At 72.0% G+C, this 18,667-nt stretch carries 14 protein-coding genes; 7 read left to right on the forward strand and 7 right to left on the reverse strand.

The window, feature by feature from the left end:
* Positions 1–35 precede the first annotated feature (35 nt).
* Complete coding sequence (locus tag WMF29_RS06125) at positions 36–194, reverse strand: hypothetical protein (protein ID WP_437327928.1); 159 nt, start codon at positions 192–194, stop codon at positions 36–38.
* Between the two features lie 78 nt (positions 195–272).
* Here WMF29_RS06125 and WMF29_RS06130 point away from each other — a divergent pair, with 78 nt between their 5' ends.
* Positions 273–1,691, forward strand: a complete 1,419-nt coding sequence (locus WMF29_RS06130; protein ID WP_437327929.1) for a sensor histidine kinase — start codon at positions 273–275, stop codon at positions 1,689–1,691.
* 15 nt (positions 1,692–1,706) lie between these two features.
* Here the strand turns inward: WMF29_RS06130 and WMF29_RS06135 are convergent, their stop codons facing one another.
* The 3 genes from WMF29_RS06135 to WMF29_RS06145 are packed head-to-tail and all read right to left on the reverse strand — an operon-like array spanning position 1,707 to position 4,575.
* Positions 1,707–2,762, reverse strand: coding sequence for a hypothetical protein (locus WMF29_RS06135; RefSeq protein WP_437327930.1), 1,056 nt, complete (start codon positions 2,760–2,762; stop codon positions 1,707–1,709).
* A complete protein-coding gene (locus tag WMF29_RS06140) occupies positions 2,762–3,328 on the reverse strand; it encodes a GNAT family N-acetyltransferase (RefSeq protein ID WP_437327931.1) in 567 nt (188 codons plus the stop codon). The genes WMF29_RS06135 and WMF29_RS06140 overlap by 1 nt, the downstream gene beginning before the upstream one ends.
* Positions 3,325–4,575, reverse strand: a complete 1,251-nt coding sequence (locus WMF29_RS06145; protein ID WP_437327932.1) for a hypothetical protein — start codon at positions 4,573–4,575, stop codon at positions 3,325–3,327. Before WMF29_RS06145 ends, WMF29_RS06140 begins: the two co-directional genes overlap by 4 nt.
* Positions 4,576–4,643: 68 nt before the next feature.
* Between WMF29_RS06145 and WMF29_RS06150 the strand changes: the two genes are divergently transcribed.
* A complete protein-coding gene (locus WMF29_RS06150) occupies positions 4,644–6,197 on the forward strand; it encodes a PLP-dependent aminotransferase family protein (RefSeq protein WP_437327933.1) in 1,554 nt (517 codons plus the stop codon).
* 296 nt (positions 6,198–6,493) lie between these two features.
* Positions 6,494–7,207 carry a DUF3943 domain-containing protein gene (locus WMF29_RS06155; protein WP_437327934.1) on the forward strand — a complete coding sequence of 238 codons (714 nt, stop codon included), beginning with the start codon at positions 6,494–6,496 and terminating at the stop codon, positions 7,205–7,207.
* 58 nt (positions 7,208–7,265) lie between these two features.
* Here the strand turns inward: WMF29_RS06155 and WMF29_RS06160 are convergent, their stop codons facing one another.
* Positions 7,266–7,892 carry a TetR/AcrR family transcriptional regulator gene (locus WMF29_RS06160; RefSeq protein WP_437327935.1) on the reverse strand — a complete coding sequence of 209 codons (627 nt, stop codon included), beginning with the start codon at positions 7,890–7,892 and terminating at the stop codon, positions 7,266–7,268.
* A 68-nt stretch (positions 7,893–7,960) separates the two neighbouring features.
* On the opposite strand from WMF29_RS06160, the gene WMF29_RS06165 reads away from it, so the two are divergent.
* Positions 7,961–9,397 carry an FAD-dependent monooxygenase gene (locus WMF29_RS06165; RefSeq protein ID WP_437327936.1) on the forward strand — a complete coding sequence of 479 codons (1,437 nt, stop codon included), beginning with the start codon at positions 7,961–7,963 and terminating at the stop codon, positions 9,395–9,397.
* A gap of 49 nt (positions 9,398–9,446) precedes the next feature.
* Here the strand turns inward: WMF29_RS06165 and WMF29_RS06170 are convergent, their stop codons facing one another.
* Complete coding sequence (locus WMF29_RS06170; RefSeq protein ID WP_437327937.1) at positions 9,447–10,829, reverse strand: WD40/YVTN/BNR-like repeat-containing protein; 1,383 nt, start codon at positions 10,827–10,829, stop codon at positions 9,447–9,449.
* A 14-nt stretch (positions 10,830–10,843) separates the two neighbouring features.
* Positions 10,844–12,604 (reverse strand): RICIN domain-containing protein, encoded by a 1,761-nt coding sequence (locus tag WMF29_RS06175; RefSeq protein ID WP_437327938.1) that lies wholly within the window; start codon positions 12,602–12,604, stop codon positions 10,844–10,846.
* Positions 12,605–13,246: 642 nt separating this feature from the next.
* Between WMF29_RS06175 and WMF29_RS06180 the strand changes: the two genes are divergently transcribed.
* The 3 genes from WMF29_RS06180 to WMF29_RS06190 all read left to right on the forward strand — a co-directional run bounded on the left by WMF29_RS06180 (position 13,247) and on the right by WMF29_RS06190 (position 18,639).
* On the forward strand, positions 13,247–14,956 hold the full coding sequence (locus WMF29_RS06180) for a WD40/YVTN/BNR-like repeat-containing protein (RefSeq protein WP_437327939.1): 1,710 nt from the start codon (positions 13,247–13,249) through the stop codon (positions 14,954–14,956).
* 99 nt (positions 14,957–15,055) lie between these two features.
* Positions 15,056–17,188, forward strand: coding sequence for a molybdopterin oxidoreductase family protein (locus WMF29_RS06185; RefSeq protein WP_437327940.1), 2,133 nt, complete (start codon positions 15,056–15,058; stop codon positions 17,186–17,188).
* The gene (locus tag WMF29_RS06190) at positions 17,188–18,639 is read left to right on the forward strand and encodes an FAD-dependent oxidoreductase (protein ID WP_437327941.1); all 1,452 of its coding nucleotides are present in this window, start codon (positions 17,188–17,190) and stop codon (positions 18,637–18,639) included. The genes WMF29_RS06185 and WMF29_RS06190 overlap by 1 nt, the downstream gene beginning before the upstream one ends.
* Positions 18,640–18,667 lie beyond the last annotated feature (28 nt).

The raw sequence follows: 18,667 nt of genomic DNA on the forward strand, positions 1-18,667 counted from the left end.
GACGCACACTCTTTACACCGAGGAACGCTTGCTTGTCATCCGCTGGCGGCCTCGAGGCGCTCCTCGTCCCCTGACAGGTCGAGCTCTGACAGGACGAGCCGCCCTGCTCGTCGCGCGTTGTCCTGCCACGCTCCTGCTCGCCGCCGGAGCGCGTCCTGCCGGCCTGTGTGGCGCCGGGGCGCCTTGCTCTTCATGCAACGCGGCCTAGCCTTCGCGGAGTGGCTCAGCCCCACGGATCCGCCGACGCCCGTCGAGAGGACGGAACTTCGGTCATGCCGACGCGGACGAGCTTCGAGGCCACGGCGAGGATGGGCTACGCCATCCTCACCCTGCTCCTGGCGCTCGGCATGGCGTTCTCGGTGCGGCGCTTCTCGTCCGTGGCCGAGGCTCAGATCGATCGGCTACGCGCCAAAGAGCACGAGATCACGCTCGTGGAGCGGCTCGGGTGGAGCAGCGAGCTCATCGTGTCCGAGGGCAGGGGCTACCTCATCTCCGGCGATCCCGAGCTCCTCGAGCAGGCGAAGATCGCCAGGGCGCGCTTCGACGAGCACGTCAGAGCGCTCCGCGACCATGCGCTCAGCCCGACCGGTCTCCAGCGGGTGGCCGAGGTCGAGCAGGCGGCCAGGCGCCTCGTCCGGATGCAGGGAGAGCTGCTCGCCGCCCGGCAGCGGACCGAGGACGCGCGCGAGCTCGTGCGTCGGTTCGATGAGGAGCTGAGGCCGCTCCACCGGGATCTCGAGGGCTCCCTCGCCCGCCTCGTCGACCACAAGCAAGCCCTCCTCAAGCAGCTTTACGATGACGCGAAGGTGGAGCGAGCCCGGCTGGAGGTGTGGCTCGATGGCCTGCTGGGCTTGCTGGTCGTGGCCGGCCTGGGGATCGCCTGGTACTTCACGAAGCTCCTCGGCGGCCCGTACCACAAGGCGCGGGAGGCGCGCGACGCCGCGCGCCTGGCGCTGGCGGCCCGCGACGAGCTCATGGGCATCGTGGCCCACGATCTGCGCAACCCGCTCGGCGCCATCGCGCTGAAGGCCGCGCTGCTGCGGAGGGGAGCCGACTCCGAGCGGACACGGCAGCAAGCGGAGTCGATCGAGCACGTCTCCCTGCGGATGGAGCACCTCATCAGGACCATGCTCGACGTGACGACGATGCAGGCCTCCACGTTCTCGGTGACGCCGAAGCCGTGCGCGGTGGAGGACCTCCTGCACGAGACCATGGAGATGTTCGGGCCGCTCTCCGAGTCGAAGCAGGTGCGGTTCGAGCAGTCCCTGAAGGAGCCCGGGCTCGTGATCCGCGCGGAGTGGGAGCGCGTGCTCCAGGTGCTGTCGAACCTCGTCGGGAACGCGCTGAAATTCACGCCCCAGAGCGGCCAGGTGACCCTCTCGGTGGACCGGGACGGGGCGATGGCCCGCTTCGCGGTCCTCGACTCGGGGCCGGGGATCCCCTCCCAGAACCTCACGAGCATCTTCGAGCGGTTCTGGAAGGACGAGACGCCCGGGAAGAAGGGCACCGGCCTCGGGCTCTACATCGCCAAGGGGATCGTCGACGCGCACGGCGGCCGCATCTGGGTGGAGAGCGAGGTCGGGCAGGGCGCCCGGTTCTACTTCACGCTCCCGATCGCCGAGGCGGCGGGACACGAGGCGCCCGAGGCGCCGGCGTCGCCAGCGAAAGGCGACGACCGCCCGCGCGGGTGAGACGTCGATCGGCCCTCAGCGCGGCGGCCGACTGCGTGTGAGATAGACGGTGAGCGCGACGCCTGCGATCGCTCCACCGCCGCCGCCTGCCGCGATGTGCCAGACCTCGAGCGGATCGCGCGTGCGGAGCAGGCCCAGCGCGAGGCCGGTGAGCCCGAAGAGCGCGAGTCCGGCGACCGCGCCGACGGCCGCGGCGGTCCACAGCGCCGCGACGCGCGCCCCGAGCGGCGTCACGACGCGCGGCAGCGATGCGAGTTGCTCTTCGACGCCGTGGCGTCGGCGATCGAGGTCGAGGATCTCCCGCAGATCGGACGCCGCGCGCAGGTGTACGGCCTCGCCGGGGAAGAAGGCGTCCGTGAGCGGGCGCGTCGCGCCGGAGCGGTCGACGAGGACGATGCGCCCGGCTGGCGAGGGCGCCTCTCCCTTGTTGAGCCACCCCTCGCCGAGCGTTCCGCGCTCGACGCGCACGTCGGCGACGCCCTCGAGGGAGACCTCGCGGGACGAGACCGGGATCGCGAGGAGATAGCGCTGGACGCGGAGCGCGGCGCCGCCGCGCGTGACGTCGAGCCGGAAACGCCCGAGGCCCTTGGCGGCCGAGCGAGCCATCGAGAGCGTGATCGCGAGCATCACGAGCGCGAACGGGAAGGTCCACCACGGGCCGCGCAGCGTGACGTCGATCCGCTGCTCGCTCGAGAGGCCCGCGCGGATAGCCGCGCCGACCTCGGCGGCCCTCTCGGGGGTCACGCGCTGCAGGGGAAGCTCGCGCCCGTCGTCCATGACGAGGATCACCATCCCGTGGCTGCCCCCCTTCGATCCCCGCTCGATGTCGACGCGCGCGTCGCGCAGCGCCGACATCGGGAACCAGAGCGTCCTCGACGGGAACGCGCGCGTCACGACGCACGTCGCGCCCGGCGTGCAGGTCAGGTGATCCTGCGCGAGCGCCGCGAGCGCGACGACGAGCGCGACGAGGACCAGCAAGAGCGCGAAGGCGAGGCGCCCGGTGCGGACAGGGAACGGGCCGTAGCGGACGCTGCCCGAGGCGGGGTGGAAGGCGGGCTCGCGGAAGGCCATCAGGCGCAGTCTAACCCCGCGCCTCCCCGCGGGGCGCCGGCCGGCGCGCCCTCCCGGACGCGCGCGTAGAGCAGCACGTCACCCACCCGCCCGTCCTTCACGACGTGGCGGCGCATCCGCCCCTCGAACGCGTAGCCCGCCTTCTCGAGCACGCGGGCGGACGCCCCGTTCCAGTCGAAGACCCCCGCCTGGATGCGCTCGAGGCCCAGCTGCTCGAAGCCGTACCGCGTCAGCGCGATCACCGCCTCGGTCGCCAGCCCGCGGCCCCAGTAGGACGCGCCGAGCCAGTAGCCGAGCTCCGCGGTGCGCCGGTGCACGTCGTCGAGGCGCTCGAGGCCGATGCCGCCGGCCGCCTCGCCGGCGACCACGATCGCCAGGCCCTCTCCGGGCCGCGCGTTCGCGGCGCAGTGCGCGATCCAGCCCTCGGCGTCCTCGCGCGTGTACGGGTGCGGGAAGCGATCGCGGAGGTTCGCCCAGACGCGGCGGTCGTTCGCGTTCTTCACGAGCGCGTCCACGTCGACCGCCGCCCAGGGACGCAGGGTGAACGCGGGCAGTTCGAGGATCATGGGGTCGCTCCTTCCGGTCGAGCCTCGCCGGCCCGAGCCTCCGATCGATCGAAGAGCTTCACGAGGATCTCGCTCCCGATGCCGGTCGCGACCATCCGCTCCCGGCGGTTCGAGAGCAGCGCGCCGAGCCACGACAAGGCGCCGCCGTCCCCGATCGGGAGCTCGAGGCCGTCGTCCCGCCGGATGATGAGCTGGATGAACGGCCCGGCGTAGTAGCCGAGCCCTTGCAGCCGCGCGAGGTCGTGGACGACCTCGACCTCCGGGCGCGCGCGGGTGAGCGGCTCGCTCACCTCGGCGACCCAGCGCTCGGCGCGCGCGAGGAGCTCGGGGCCGAGGCCGAGGGACCGCGCGGCCCCCACGAGATCCGCCGCGCGCCGCGGCAGATCGACGGCGGCCTCGCGCAGGGCCGCCTCGGACGACCCGGGCTCGTGCGCCTTCGCCCGCCGCGTCATCGCGTCCGCGTCGACGCCGCGCGCGGCGAGGCCCGCGCGGACCAGCGACGTGTCGGAGAGCACGACGCGCAGCCCCGCGGCGCGGAAGCCCGCGTGCGGCAGCGCGCGGACCAGGTCGGCCCAGACGAGGAGGTGCTCCAGCAGGGCGCGCCGCTCGCACGCGTCGTCCTCGCCCCGCGCCGGCGAGCGGGCCGCCGTCGCGAGGGCGAACAGGCGGAAGTGCGGCGTGAAGCCCGGCTGGGTCGTGGGCTGCATGCGCAGGACGCGCTGGCTCGCGCAGAACCGCAGCGGCTCGTCGCCCCGGGTCCCGCGCCGGCGCCGCGCGGCGTGCAGCGCGAGGCCCGTCGTGGGATCCGCGGCGACCTCTGCGAAGCGGACCGTCGCGAGCACGTTGTTCGGCTCGACGCCCGCGCACGCGGTGGCGCCGAGGGGCCCGATCGGGGCGAGATCCACCGCCTCGAAGCCCGCCGCCGCCGCGTACGCCGCCGCGTCGAGGGCGTGCAGCCGCCGGGCGTCCGCCGTCGAGGCGTGCGTCATGGGCGCGCGCTCCGCGTGGTCGAGGACGTCGGCGAAGCTCCGCCGCAGCGCGCGCCGGCGCAGGCAATGGAGCAGGAGCGTTGTCAGCTCGTTGCCCGGGAGCTCCTCCGCGAGGAGCCGATCGAGCGGCTGGCCGGCGTGCGCCTCGGCCGCGCGGCGGGCGATGCGCGACGAGAGCTCGCCCGTCTTGTCGCCTTCGAGCGGTCGCCGCGAGGGAGCGGTTGACGGCGTCGTGGGGTCGTCATCGGCGGTGGGCATGGCTGGCTCCTCGTCGACAGCGTGCCCCGGATCTGGCACCCTGGAAAGGTCCAGATCAGCCAGTTTCGATGGTGCCAGCGCGCTCCGCCTCTCACGCCGCCCACGCCTTCCTCCGCCTCCAGCGCGGCGCGCCCGCGACCCTGGCCGCCCAGCTGGTCGAGCAGCTGCGCCGCGCCGTGCTGGAGGGCGTCCTCCAGCCAGAGCACCTGCTCCCGTCGTCCCGCGAGCTCGCGCGGGAGCTCGGCGTGTCGCGCAACACGGCGGCGGCGGCGTACGAGGCGCTGGCCGCGGACGGCACCATCGTGGTCCGCCCCCGGCGGGCGCCTGTCGTCGCCCACGTGCCGGCGCGCGCGGGGTGGCAGGGCGCCGCCCGCGCCCAGCCCGCGGCCTCCGCGCCGCGCCTGTCGAAGAGCGCGCGGCGCCTCGCGGCGGTCGTGCCCCCCGACAAGCTCGACGCGCTCCTCGAGAGCCGCGCCCGTTCGCGCCCTTTCGGCGTCGGCCTGCCGGACCTCGAGCTGCTCCCGTGGCGCATCTTCGAGCGGTGCCTCGCGCGCCGCGTCCGCTCGATGTCGGCGGCCGACGCGCTCGACCACGATCCGCGGGGCGCGCCGCTGCTCCGGCGCGCCGTGCTCCACCACGTCGCGGTGGCCCGGGGCGTGCGCGCGACGGTCGACCAGGTGTTCATCACGGAGGGATCCCAGGCCGCGGTGGACCTGTGCTGCCGCGCGCTGCTCGACCCGGGCGACGCCGCCTGGGTCGAGGACCCGGGGCCGCTCGCCCTCCGCGCGGCGCTGCGCATGGCGGGCGCGCGGCCGATCCCGATCCCTGTCGACGAGGACGGGCTCCGGGTGCACGTCGGCGCCCATCGACGTCGGGGCGCGCCGCGCGCGCGGGTCGCCTTCGTGTCGCCGGCCTACGCGTTCCCCTCCGGCGCGCGGCTCACGCTGCCGCGGCGCATCGAGCTCCTGTCCTGGGCCGCCAGGGCGGGCGCCGTCGTCGTCGAGATCGACTACGAGGGCGAGCTGCGGTTCGACGGCACGCCGCTGCCCTCGCTCCTCAGCCTCGACCTCGAGGGCGTGAAGGATCGCGTGATCCACGTGGGGACCTTCAGCCGCTCGCTGTTCCCGGGCCTGCGGCTCGGCTTCATGATCGTGCCGCCCGCGCTGGTGCGCGCCGTGGCCGCGGTGCGCGCGGCGTCGACGCGCTCGCCGCCCTACCTGCTGCAGGCCGCGCTCGCCGACTTCATCGACGAGGGCCACTTCGCGCGCCACCTCCGGAAGCTCAAGCAGGCGACGCGGCGCCGGCGCGACCTCCTGCTCGCGGAGCTCGGGCTGCTCTTGCCGAGCGCCGTCCGGGCGCGTGCGCCGGCGGGGGGCTCCGTGCTGGCGCTCGACCTGCCCGCGGGCGCGGACGACGTCGCCATCGTCCAGGCGCTCGCGGCGCGTGGCGTGGACGCGCAGCCGCTCTCGCGCAGCACGGCGGCGCGCGCTTCGGCCCGCGCGCCGCGCGCGCCCGGGCTCATCCTGGGGTTCGGCGCGCACTCGGAGAGCGCGCTCCGGGACGCGGCGCGGACGCTGGCGGCCGTCGTGGTGGGGGCGATCGGGGCGGGCGAGGCGAGATGAAGCGCCGGCGGCGCGGCGCCCAGCTTGGAAATCGGAGAAATAAACCGCCAAGTCGCCAAGGACGCCAAGAAGAGATTGAAATCTTGGCGTCCTTGGCGACTTGGCGGTTCATTTTCATGCCTTCTTGGCGATTTGGCGGTTCATTTTCATGCCTTCTTGGCGTCCTTGGCGACTTGGCGGTTCAACTTCATGCTTGGTAGTTCAACTTTTTGCTGTTTGAAGGCGGCTTCAACCCGTCTGTCGCTCTAGACTTGGGTCTGGTCGCCGCACCCACCGCGCGCCGCGGCCGCTCCCCAATGGCCCCGATCCGCCTGTGCGCCGCCGCTTCCCTCGCCGTCCTCGTCTCCGCGTGCGCTGGCCGGACGACGGCGGTTCCTCCGGCTGAGTCGGCCTTCCCGTCGAGCCTCCCGGCCCCCTTGCCGGAGCGCGCGCCTGCCGCGGGGGAGCCCCAGGTGTGGCCGCGCGCCGCCGCCGCAGCCGCAGCCGAGGAGCCCGTCTGGGCGCCGCCGATCGTGCACACCCTGGCCGTGCTCACGGTGACCCGCAGCGTGGAGGCGGCGCTGTGGCCCGACCCCTTCGCCGACTTCCGCGTGGAGCGGTGGGGATACCACTATGGCGAGGCGCTCACGAAGCCGCCGCTCTTCGACCCCGATCAGCCCGCCTTCCGGTGGGATCACGACCCGTGGACGATCAACGTGGTCGGCCACGGCCTGCTCGGGAGCGAGATGTACCTCAGGGCGCGGATATGCCGCTTCGGCGCCCCGGCCGCGGTCGCGTTCGCCGTCGCAGGCACCCACCTCTGGGAGTACGGCTACGAGGCCAACGGCGTCCGGCCCTCGGCGCTCGATCTCGTCTATACGCCGCTCGCTGGCGTCCTCCTGGGCGAGCTCCGGTACGCGACCTGGCGCGCGGCGGGGGGCATCGAGAGCGCGCCTGCGCGCCTGATCGTGCGCGCCCTCATGGACCCGTTCGGCGAGATCGAGCGAGGCGCCGGGGTCTTCGGCTGCTGATCCCTGCTCGATGGAGAGTGATTGAACGGCGTCTCCTCCTCGGCCGGCGGCGGATGGGTCATCCGGTCGTCTGCCAGCTCGAGCTCGCCGCCATCCCGTGAACGGCCGCGAAGCCGCGATCGAGCAACGCGATGAACGCAGCGTTCGCCTTCTTCGCCGAGCCTCCGCGCTCGAACACGCGGATCGCTTCGGCGTAAGCCGTGCGCCACGTCAGCACGACCATGCCGGCGACGAGCCGCGCGAGGCCATCGGGCTTCGGACCAGCGAGATCGACCGCGAGCCCCTCGACCACCTCGTCCCCCATCTCGCGGAGGCGCGCCTTGAGCGACGGGCTCGCCGCAACGACCCGCCACCAGCCGACCGTCTGGCTGTCGATGCGAGCGAACGGATGCCTCTGCTCGCACAGCCTGTCGACGAGCCGGCGGAGCGCGTCGATCGGCGACTGCCCCTGCGCCCTCCCGCTGATTGCCTCGCGCAAGAGCAGCTTCACCTCGTCCTCGCGATCCAGGAAGAGGTCCTCCTTGCGCGCGAAGTAGTTGAACACCGTCATCTTGGAGACGTTTGCGGCGGCCGCGATCTCTTCGACCGTCACCGCGTCGAAGCCGCGCGCGAAGAACATCGCCGTCGCGACGTCGGAGATCCGCTGCCTGGTCTCGCGCTTCTTGCTTTCGCGGAGCTCGCCCATGGATCAAATCTTAGACTAAGACAAAAATTCTGCTTGCGCAAAGTTTTACCGGGTCCAAGATTCACGTCATGATTCACGACGTGGTCATCGCAGGCGCTGGCCCGGTAGGGCTCTTCCTCTCGATCGAGCTCGCGACAGCGGGCGTGAAGCCGCTCGTGCTGGAGCGGCTCGTGGAGCCCGACCGCACGATCAAGGCCGCCGGGGTCGGCGCTGTGGCAGCCGAGGCGCTGGAACGACGCGGGCTCGCGCGCGCGCTCGAGGACGAGCGCCGTGCCGCCATGGCGCTGATGATGCCCGCGCTGAAGGCGCGCTTCGGCCCTGGACCGGTGAAGAGGCCGGGAGGCCATTTCTCTGGATTGTTCTTGATCGATGGGAGCCTCCAGCGCGACCCGGAGCGCCATATGCGTCTCGTGCCGCAGGAGGCGCTCGAGAAGATCCTGAGCGCGCGCGCGGCGGAGCTCGGGATCGAGCTCCGTCGCGGCATCACGGTGGAAGGCTTCGAGCGGGACGACGACGGCGTGACCGTGCAGACGAGCGCGGGCCCGCTGAGCGCGAAGTACCTCGTCGGCTGCGACGGCGGCCGGAGCCGCGTCCGCAAGCTCGCCGGCTTCGAGTTCCCCGGCACGGATCCGACCATCACCGGCTATCAGGCGCTCGTCGAGCTCGATATGCCCGAGAAGCTCGCGACGGGTTGGCACCGAACGCCGCGCGGCCTCGTCGCGTCCGGACCGATGCCGGGGCGCGTCTTCACGGCGGAGTTCAACGGGCCGCCGCCCCATCGGGATACGCCGATCACGCGAGCCGAGGTCGAGGCGGCGATCCAGCGCGTGAGCGGCACAGACGTCAAGATCCTGTCGATGACGATGGCGACGCGCTGGACCGACAACGCGCGGCAAGCAACGACCTACCGGATGGGCCGCGTCTTTCTCGCCGGTGACGCCGCGCACGTCCACTCGCCCTTCGGCGGCCAAGGCTTGAACCTCGGCCTCGTCGACGCCGCGAACCTTGGCTTCAAGCTCGCCGCGGCGGTGAAGGGGCGCGAGGATCTCCTCGACTCGTACACCGCCGAGCGCCATCCCGTGGCTGCGAGCGTCCTCGAGAATACCCGCGCTCAAGTCGCGCTCATGCGTCCCGACCCGCTCACGAGCGCGCTCCGCGCCATCGTGAGCGACCTGATGAAGCTGCCTGAAGGCAATCGCTACTTCGGCGAGATGCTCACGGGCGTCGGCATTCGTTACGACCTCGGCGACGACGACCCGCTCGTCGGCACGCTCGCGAAGGACCAGCTCCTCACGCTCGAAGACGGCAGCGAAGAGCGGCTCTACGCGCTCATGGAGAGAGGCGGCGGCCTCTTCATCTCCCCTTCGAAACGGTCACTCCCGCACGACGTGCACCATGCACGCACCAAGGACGGCCCGTCGATGCTCGTCCGCCCCGACGGCTGCATCGCGTGGACAGACGCGTCGTCGACGTCGCTCGACGACGCGCTCGCGCGCTGGTTCTGAATCGGAGCGACGTGCCAGTCCAGCACCCGGCGCGGGAACAGCCGGGCCGTCACCGCGCCCTCGGTGCCTGCGCGCGGCGGCGTCCGTGCCGCCGCGCGCGCAGGAGCGCGCCGCCGGCCGCGGCGAGGCAGCTCAGGAGCGCTCCGGCGCGCCCCCCGCCCGACGCCGCGCAGGAGCAGCCGCCGCCGGCGCTCGGCTCGGCTGCGCCCGCGCCGGCCTCGCCCCCGCCGGCGCTCGCCGCGCTCCCGCCCGCGCCCGCGGCGCCGCCCGGGCCGGCGCCGGCCTCGCACGACGCCGCGGCGCCGATGAAGCGCGCGGTCGCCGGCCAGAGGTTGGGGCAGGTCTGGCCTGTCGATCCGTCGACCCCGCAGGCCGCCGGCGCGCCGCAGAGCCGGTCGAACGTCATGAGCGGCGAGAACGTCCTGCCCCCGTCCGTGGAAATGCCGGCGGAGAAGCCGTCCACGGGCTCGTCGGCGCAGGCGAAGAGGCCCCGCGCGGTCCACGTCAGGCAGCGGACGCCGAGCTGCCCAACCTGGGTGAACTCGAGGGTATCCGTCGGCGCGACCCACAGGCCGTCCAGATCGCTGCCGGCCGCGATCTCGGTCCCGTCGGGCGAGAGGGCGAGGCCGAGGAGGCTCGCCGCCTGGAACACCTCACGCCACGTGGCGCCGCCGTCCCGCGAGACCAGCAGGGCGTCCGCGCCGTCGCCGTCGCGGCGCACGTACACAACGTCAGGGTCGTTCGGGTCCACGGCGCCGAGGTACGGCAGGTTGCGATCGTCGCTGCCAGGGATGTCGAGCTCCTCCCAGGTCGCGCCGCGATCGTCCGAGCGCCGCACGATCCCCTGGAACGTGGGGCCATTGCGGCGCCCGCTCACGTAGATGCGCCGCGGATCGCTGGGCGCGCTGTCCAGGGTCACGCCGAGGAACGTGCTCGGGAAATCGACCCCGGCCTGCGTCCAGGTCCGCCCGTCGTCCTTCGATTCCCAGACCTGCGTCAAGATCGCGTCGCTGGCCATGACGCTGGAGCCGAGCAGGAGGACGCTCGCGGGATCCGCGCGATCGATCGATAGATCGACGACGTTGCCCTTGGGGAGCGCGCCCTCGGCGATGTGCCAGTCGCAGCCGCCGTCGTGCGTCGCGCTGAGCCCGTCGAAGAGCCCGGCGAGGATCGAGCCGTCGGCGGTGACGACGAGCATGGGGTCCTCGAAGCCGCTGTAGCCGATGGCCCCTTCACAGATCCACGACCAGCGCTCGCCGCCGTCATGCGTGGTGAGGACGCCGTAGGTCGCGCGGACGACGATGTGCTCGGGATCGGCGGGGTCGACGAGGATCTGGCCGGCGGCGGGGTATCGGCCGTTGGCGCGCGCGGGCGGGGCGGCGGAGAGGGCGAGGCCCGCCGCGGCGGCGAGCCCGAGGGCGATGCGGTTCATCGAAGCGAGGATCGCTACTGCCGCCGGAACTGCTGGTTCGTCCCGTTGTTACAGGTGTACTGGGCGAGCCTGGCGCCGTCGGCGGTGCTGGCCCCGTAGACGTCCACGCACTTCCCGCTGTTGACCGAGCGCAGCGAGACGACGCCGTTGCCGCGATCGATGAGATCCCACTTCTGGCTGTTCTTGCCGCTGTTGCAGTCCGCCTGCGTGATGTTCGCCCCGTTGTTCCGGCTGGACCCCTGCACATCGGCGCACTTTCCGCTGTTCACGTTCTTCACGGTCGCCGTGGTGCCGCTGATGATCTCGACCTGCCACTGCTGGTCGCTCGCCCCGGTGCACGGCCGCTGGACGACGGTGGCGCCGTTGTCCAGGCTCGCCGCGTTGACGCTCATGCATTTGCCGGAATGGAGGGCCGCCAGGCTCTGGCCGACAGCGCCGCCGGTGCCGCCGCCGGGATTGCCGCCGGGGTCGCCCGTGCCGGCGCCCAGGCCAGAGATCTGGACCTGCGCGCCCGTGGCCGAAACGGAGAGGAGCTTCAGCGTCGCGTTCGTCCCGAAGAGCTGATGAGAAGCGCCGACGACGAGCGGCGCGTCCCTGAAGTTCCCGCCAGGGACCATGTCGAGCAGGTGCGCCCGGCCGCTCTCTCGCGACTGCGTGAAGAACGCATGGATGAGCAGGCCCTTCGTGGAGATGTTGCGCGAGTCCACGACGTTCGTCGCCGCCGGCTGGCGGAACTCGATCTGGTACATGATGTCGTTCGGGCCCTTGACGCGGAGGAGCTGGATCCCGGTGCTCGCCTCGGTCATCGGGGCGAGCGTATACGTCCCGTCGGCGGTGACCGTCTGGACCTGCGACGACGGGATCCACCCGAGGTTCACCTTGTAGTTCGCGTTGTAGTGCTGCTTCCCGCCGTCGCCCATCGGGTCGAAAATATCGCCGTACTCGTCGAAGGTGCAGTCGTTGCTCATCGTCACCGTCGCCCCGCCGCTGCGGCACGTCCGCGAGGAGGCGTGCCACAGGCCGAAGTTGTGGCCGAGCTCGTGCACGACGACCTCGGGCCAGAGGCCGGCCATCCAGGTGGCGTTGCCGGGCTGCGCGCCCATGCCGGCGTACCCGCAATCCATCTTCCCCATGATCATGTAGTGCTGGTACGCCTTCAGATCGAAGCCGGCGTTCTTCGCCGCGGTCCTGGCCTCGTTCTGCCATCGGTCGTAGTCGTCGCACTTGCCGAAGGTGATGTTGAACGGGCCGGCGAGGTCGTACTCGAGCTGCATCTTGCCGAACGACGAGCCCGCCAGGTGGGTCGCCGCTCCGGCCATCATGTTGCGCACGTCCTGCTCCGTGCCCATCGTCTGGCCGCCGTCGAACTGCACGCGCAGCACAAGGACGCGCTTGGTCCCGGTCGTGACGAGCGCGTTCGTCAGCTCGCCGATGCCCTCGGCCGGCCGCATCGTGTCGACCACGATCGCGCCGTCGTCGGTCACGGTGCCGAACACGTCCACCGGGGAGCCGCTCGCCGTGCGCCAGTCGGTCGACGGCTCGGCGCCCGGCGCCGTATCCGTCATCGAGTCCAGGTTCAGGCGCACGAACACCCCATCTTCCCGCTCCAGCATGTACCGCGCCTCGCCGTTGGCCACAGCGACGGTCAGCGTCCCAGAGGCGGTCGGGGTCGGCCCCGCTCCCTCGTCATCGGCGTCGATGCTCAGGCAGCCGGGCGCGAACGCGCACGCTGCGGTGAGGGCAGCCGCGGTGAGGTGTGACTTGAAGCGCTTCATTGGATCTTCCTTTCCTGGCTCGGTCCGATGCGCCCATCTCCCCCGATGTCGGAGAGCGCCGCACCATCCCCCTCAGGAGCCCGGGCGCGGCGCGACGGAGCGCTGCCAAGGAGAGGCCGCAAGCGCCGCCAGCCTCTCCGCTGCTGATGTAAATTGACGGCCGATCCGCTCGCGGATCCGCGCGACCATCGCTCGCGATCGCCGCGCGGTGCTGCCGTCCCCGCACCCTCGCGAGTGCCTGTCGCTTCGACGTCAACGTCTGAGCAAATCCGCGGCCAAGGTCGTGCTACCGCCTTGACACGGGCAGCGTGCCTCTCTCGGTGAAACAATCACGTGAGGACGGCCCGTGATCCACTCTGATATGATGTTTGCGCGACTGGCATGGATCGCGAGAGATCCTGAATGGACATGAAAACACCACCCCGGTGAGGCCGCGTGAGTCGGTGGATGAGCGCTCGCGCTCGGCAGAGCGAGCGAGCTTGGCCGGCGTTCTGCGCGATTTGCTGCGAGGGTGGCAATCCATGGTCGCGGGTGAGCTCGTGAGTTCTCCGGTGAGGGCGGGGGAGGTGATGTGGGTGGATTGGCGTGCTCGCGGCGCGCCCTGTCGGCCGTCGCTTCGTCGGGCCTGGTATCGTCGCCGGGATGAGCATCCGGCACAGCGCCGTCTGGGGACGAGGTCACCTGATTGTCATCGCGGGATCCGAGGGGCACGTGCTCCGCTCGGAGGACGGCGGCCAGCGCTGGAAGAGGGTGCAGACGCCCGTCCGCCAGGATCTGAGCGCGCTTGCAGGCGTCGGCCCTGCGCTGCTCGCCGCTGGGCTGAGCGGCACCCTGCTGGCCTCGAGCGACGGAGGGCAGCGCTGGTCCGACGTGAGCTGCGGCGCAAACGCGGACCTGCGCGGCGTCGCCCTGCGGGACGACGGCGAGGCCATCGCGGTGGGGCTCGGCGGGACGGTGCTCCGCTCCGGCGATCACGGCCAGACATGGGGAGCCGCGCCGAGCCCCGGAGACCTTTGCCTGGAGGCCGCTGCGCTCGACGCCGAGGGCCGCTTCCTCGCGCTCGCGCTCGAAGGACAGCTCGCCACCTTGCAAGGAGCGACATGGACGCGTCGTAAGGTCCCAGGCCGGAATCCGAGGGCGCTCTGCGCGCGAGGCGGGCTCGTGATCGTGGGCGACGGCGATGGCCATGCCCACGCGAGCCGGGACGGGGGCGCCTCCTGGGAGTCGCATTCCACCGGGACCGGGCGCTCGATCAAGGCGCTGTGGCTCGGCGCCGCGGGCCTCGTGATCGCGTCGGGCGAGAGCGGCATCCTGGCGGTCAGCGAGGACGAGGGCCGCACCTGGAGGCGCACCGCGCTCCGGTCCGATCAGCACCGCTGCGCGGCGTGGGGCGATGACCAGGGCGCGATCTGGTGCGTGGGAGACGGCCCCGCAGCCCGATCCCTCGATGGCGGGAAGAGCTTCACCAAGGTGCCAGTCCAGGCAGGGGACGCGCCGCTCGACGGCCCCTGGGAAAAGGTGCCTGTCCGAGGGAAGTTCCGGGGCCTCTGGGTGCAAGGCCACGGGAGGGTCGTTCTGGTGGGCGACGGCGGCGCCATCGCGCGAACCCACGACGGCGGCCAGACATGGGAGAGGAGCGCCGTGGAGGACGCCGGCGCGCTGATCTCCGTGTGGGGCAGCGGCGAGGTGACCCTGGCTGTCGGCGAGGGATCCTCGCAGATCCGATCCGAGGACGGCGGACACCGCTGGATGGCAGTGACAGGCAATACCGGCGGGGCCTCGGTCCACGGGCAGGGCGGGACAAGAGCGTTCGCCGTCCTCGATGGCCGGGTCTGCCGCCTCGACGCGGACGGCTCACGATGGGTGGAGCTGGAGGTCCCGCGCGCGCCGCGCCTCCGCGCCGTCTGGGCAGGGCCGGAGCGGCGCGCCGTGGCGGTGGGCTCCGGCGGGACCATCGTCCGCACGATCGACGACGGCGCCACGTGGGAAGCCGCGGAGAGCGGCAGCTCCCGCGATCTGTCCGCCATCTGGGGCAGGGGCGATGAGCTGTTCGTGGCGGGTGGACTGGGCGTCAGCGACGTGCTGCGCTCTCGAGACGGCGGCGTGACCTGGGAGGCGCTGGCCCAGGTCTCCGGCAGCCTCAGGAGCCTCTGGGGCGATGACGCCGGCACGCTGTGGGCGTGCGGCGCGGGCGGCGTGCTCCTGCGATCCATCGATGGCGGGCACACCTGGCGAGGCGAGGCGTCCGGCACCTGGGGCACGCTGTTCGAGGTGCGCGGGGACGGGGCCGAGGTGTGGGCGCTGGGGGAGAACCTCCTGCTGCGCCGGCGGCATGGGGCATCGACAGGTTAACTGCCCGCACATTCCTCAGAAATACGTCCGAAACAGAGCGGCTGCTACATCACTGCGAGCCTCCTCGACGCGCTCGGTGAGGGTGGCTGACGCGACTCCATGGCACCGCGCTCCTCCCTCCGGCTCAAGATCGTCTCCTCCGAGACGACCACGCAGACCCACTGTCCTTACTGCGCCTTCCAGTGCGGCGTGGTCATGACGGATCGCGCGGCCCACGCGGGGGCGATCGACGTCCGACCGGACGACGATTTCCCTGTCAACCGCGGGCAGATGTGCATCAAGGGGTTCACCTCCGCGGCGCTGCTCGATCACCCCGAGCGGCTGACGGTGCCGAAGATCCGCGGGCGCGCCGGGCGCCTCCTGCCGGCGCGCTGGGACACGGCGCTCGATTTCGTCGCCGAGCGGCTCCTCCGGCTGCGAGAGCTCCACGGCCCCGCGGCGCTGGCCGCGTTCGGCAGCGGCGCCCTGACGAACGAGAAGACTTACCTCCTCGGCAAATTCGTCCGCCTCGCCCTCGGGTCGCCGAACGTCGATTACAACGGCCGCTATTGCATGTCCTCGGCGGCCGCGGGGCAGAACAAGGCGTTTGGCGTCGACCGCGGCCTGCCGTTCCCCGTGTCCGATATCGCCCAGACCAAGGCGCTGCTCCTCTGGGGCGCGAACTGCGCGGAGACCCTGCCGCCGATCATGCAATGGATCTTCGCGCAGCGCGACAACGGGGGCGCGCTGATCGTCGTCGACCCGCGGCGCACCGACACGGCGCGCGCCGCGGCGCTCCACCTCCAGCCCACGCCCGGGTCCGACCTGGCGCTCGCCAACGGCCTCCTCTACCTCGCCCTCGAGGAGAAGCTCATCGACACGGCGTATATCGCCGCGCGCACGGACGGGTTCGACGATCTCCGCCGCGCCGTCCTCTCGTACCACCCGGCGCACGTCGAGCGGCTGACCGGGGTCTCCACGCAGGATCAGCTCAAGGCCGTGCGGCTGCTCGCCGAGGCGCCGAGCAGCATGCTGCTCTCCGGCCGCGGGCCGGAGCAGCAGTCGAAGGGGGTGGACACCGTGCTCTCCTTCATCAACCTGATGCTCGCGCTCGGCAAGGTCGGCAAGCCGTACAGCGGCTATGGCTGCCTCACCGGACAGGGCAACGGCCAGGGGGGCCGCGAGCACGGCCAGAAGGCGGATCAGCTCCCCGGCTACCGGCATATCGAGGACGCGGAGCACCGGGCCGCCATCGCCCGCGTCTGGGGCGTCGACCCTGCCGAGCTGCCAGGCAAGGGGAAGAGCGCCTACGAGCTGCTCGACGCGCTCGGCCCCGAGGGGGGCATCCGCGCGCTGCTCGTGTTCGGATCCAACGTGGCTGTCGCGTCGCCGAACGCGCTCAACGTCGAGCGGCGGCTCGCGTCGCTCGATCTGCTCGTGGTCTGTGACGCCTTCGCCAACGAGACGGCCCGGGACGCCCACGTCCTCCTTCCGATCGCCCAGTTCGCGGAGGAGGAGGGGACGATGACGAACCTCGAAGGGCGGGTGATCCTGCGGCAGAAGGTCCGCCCGGCGCCCCCCGAGGTGAAGACCGATATCGAGATCTTCTGCGAGCTCGCGCGCCGCCTCGGCGCGGGCAGACACTTCCAGTACACGTCCGCGGAGCAGGTGTTCGACGAGCTGCGCCGGGCGACCGCGGGCGCCAGGGCGGACTACAGCGGCATCACCTACGACAAGATACGCCGGCACCGAGGCGTCTTCTGGCCGTGCCCGTCGGTCGAGCACCCGGGGACTCCGCGCCTCTTCGCCGAGCGGTTCCATCACCCGAACGGCCGGGCGCGGTTCCACGCGGTCCACCACCGCCCCGCCGCCGAGCTCCCCGACGACGCCTATCCGTTCTACTTCACGACGGGCCGTTACAAGGAACACTACAACTCAGGCGCTCAGACGCGCCGGGTCTCCACGCTGGAAGAGGCCAAGCCCGAGCCGAAGGTCGAGGTCCACCCCAGGCTGGCGGCGCGCCTCGGCGTCGTCGAGGGCGATTCGCTCCTCGTCGAGAGCCGGCGAGGGGCGGTCACCTTCCGGGTGGCGGTCGCGCCCGCGATCCGGCCGGACACGCTCTTTGCTCCGTTTCACTGGGGCGGCAGGAAGGCCGCCAACATCCTCACCGTGCCGGCGCTGGACCCGACCAGCCGGATGCCGGAGTTCAAGGTGTGCGCCGTCAGGGCGCGCCGGGTCTCGGAGTCGAACTGATGCGAAGGAAGGACCTTGTCATCGTTGGCAACGGCATGGCGGCGTGCCGCCTGCTGGACGAGCTGATGTCGCGCGGCGCGAGGGACCGCTACGACATCACCGTCTTCGGCGAGGAGCGGGGCGGCGCCTACAACCGCGTCCTGCTCAGCAAGGTGCTCGCAGGGGAGGCGCCCGACTCCATCGTCACGAAGCCGCCCGCCTGGTACGAGCGGAGCGGGGTGCGGCTCGTCGGCGGGACCTCCGTGGCGCGGATCGACACCGCGTCGAGGGCGGTCGTGGCAGCCGACGGCGCGCGCCAGCGTTATGACGTCGCCGTGCTGGCGACCGGCAGCCAGCCGCTCGTCCCGCCGCTCGAGGGCATGACGACCTCGGAGGGCGATCTGCGCCCGGGCGTCTTCGTGTACAGGACGATGGACGATTGCGTCCGGATGCGCGGCTGCGCGCGGGCGGGAGACAACGCCATCGTGGTCGGCGGCGGGCTCCTCGGCCTGGAGGCGGCCAAGGTGCTGAGCGACATGGGCCTCCACGTGACCGTCATCCACGTCGCGAAGAGCCTCATGAACGCGCAGCTCGACCCGATGGGCGGCGACATGCTCGAGCAGCACATCGAGCGCTGCGGCATCTTCGTCCGCACCGGGCGCACCGTCGAGGCCATCTGCGGGGAGGAGTCGGTCGAGGGGTGTCGCCTCGACGACGGCAGCGTCCTGCCGGCCGACATGGTGGTCCTCGCGTGCGGCGTCCGGCCTCGCGTCGACGTCGCGCGGGCCTCCAACCTGCCCATCAACAAGGGCATCGTCGTCAACGACACGATGGCCACCCAGGTGCCCGGCATCTATGCGATCGGCGAGTGCGCCGAGCACCGGGGCAGGCTCTATGGCATTGTCACGCCCATCTGGGAGCAGGCCGCCGTCCTCGCCGACGTCCTGACGGGCGCGAACCCGCAGGCGCGCTACCGAGGCACGAAGCTGTATACCCGGCTGAAGGTGGCGGGCGTCGACGTCACCTCCATGGGCAGCACCGAGCCGGAGCTCGAGAGCGACGACGTGCTCCAGGTCGTCGAGACGCGGAAGAGCACGTACCGGAAGCTGATCATCCGCGACGGGCGACTGTTGGGCGCCCAGTTCGTCGGCAACACCGCGGCAGCCGCCACGCTCGTGCAGCTCTTCGATCGCAACGATCCGCTGCCCGCCGATCCTCTGGAGGCGCTCTGCGCCGGCGGCGGCGCGGGGCCGGCGGCGCAGGCCGAGCGCGTCGTCTGCAACTGTCACAAGGTCAGCGAGGCGACCCTCCGGGAGGCCATCGAGGGCGGCGCCTGCTCGCTGGAGGCGGCGTGCGCCGCGACCAAGGCCGGCACGGGGTGCGGCTCCTGCCGCGGCGAGGTCGCCCAGCTCGTGGCCCGGCACGCGCCCTCGGCGGAGGTCGCCAGCGGCCGCGCCGTGGCCGCCGGATAACGTGGAGAGCGCGCCGAGGCGAGCGGAG

This window comes from Sorangium sp. So ce381, from assembly GCF_051473845.1.
GTDB classification, from domain to species: domain Bacteria; phylum Myxococcota_A; class Polyangia; order Polyangiales; family Polyangiaceae; genus Sorangium; species Sorangium atrum.

What these genes read in the sequence shown, in the direction of transcription:
- WMF29_RS06185 (WP_437327940.1), top strand. Translation starts at nt 15,056, where the DNA reads ATGGCACCGCGCTCCTCCCTCCGGCTCAAGATCGTCTCCTCCGAGACG.
- WMF29_RS06160 (WP_437327935.1), bottom strand. Translation starts at nt 7,892, where the DNA reads ATGGGCGAGCTCCGCGAAAGCAAGAAGCGCGAGACCAGGCAGCGGATC.
- WMF29_RS06135 (WP_437327930.1), bottom strand. Translation starts at nt 2,762, where the DNA reads ATGGCCTTCCGCGAGCCCGCCTTCCACCCCGCCTCGGGCAGCGTCCGC.
- WMF29_RS06175 (WP_437327938.1), bottom strand. Translation starts at nt 12,604, where the DNA reads ATGAAGCGCTTCAAGTCACACCTCACCGCGGCTGCCCTCACCGCAGCG.
- WMF29_RS06130 (WP_437327929.1), top strand. Translation starts at nt 273, where the DNA reads ATGCCGACGCGGACGAGCTTCGAGGCCACGGCGAGGATGGGCTACGCC.
- WMF29_RS06165 (WP_437327936.1), top strand. Translation starts at nt 7,961, where the DNA reads ATGATTCACGACGTGGTCATCGCAGGCGCTGGCCCGGTAGGGCTCTTC.
- WMF29_RS06150 (WP_437327933.1), top strand. Translation starts at nt 4,644, where the DNA reads ATGGTGCCAGCGCGCTCCGCCTCTCACGCCGCCCACGCCTTCCTCCGC.
- WMF29_RS06180 (WP_437327939.1), top strand. Translation starts at nt 13,247, where the DNA reads ATGAGCATCCGGCACAGCGCCGTCTGGGGACGAGGTCACCTGATTGTC.
- WMF29_RS06190 (WP_437327941.1), top strand. Translation starts at nt 17,188, where the DNA reads ATGCGAAGGAAGGACCTTGTCATCGTTGGCAACGGCATGGCGGCGTGC.
- WMF29_RS06170 (WP_437327937.1), bottom strand. Translation starts at nt 10,829, where the DNA reads ATGAACCGCATCGCCCTCGGGCTCGCCGCCGCGGCGGGCCTCGCCCTC.
- WMF29_RS06125 (WP_437327928.1), bottom strand. Translation starts at nt 194, where the DNA reads ATGAAGAGCAAGGCGCCCCGGCGCCACACAGGCCGGCAGGACGCGCTC.
- WMF29_RS06145 (WP_437327932.1), bottom strand. Translation starts at nt 4,575, where the DNA reads ATGCCCACCGCCGATGACGACCCCACGACGCCGTCAACCGCTCCCTCG.
- WMF29_RS06155 (WP_437327934.1), top strand. Translation starts at nt 6,494, where the DNA reads ATGGCCCCGATCCGCCTGTGCGCCGCCGCTTCCCTCGCCGTCCTCGTC.
- WMF29_RS06140 (WP_437327931.1), bottom strand. Translation starts at nt 3,328, where the DNA reads ATGATCCTCGAACTGCCCGCGTTCACCCTGCGTCCCTGGGCGGCGGTC.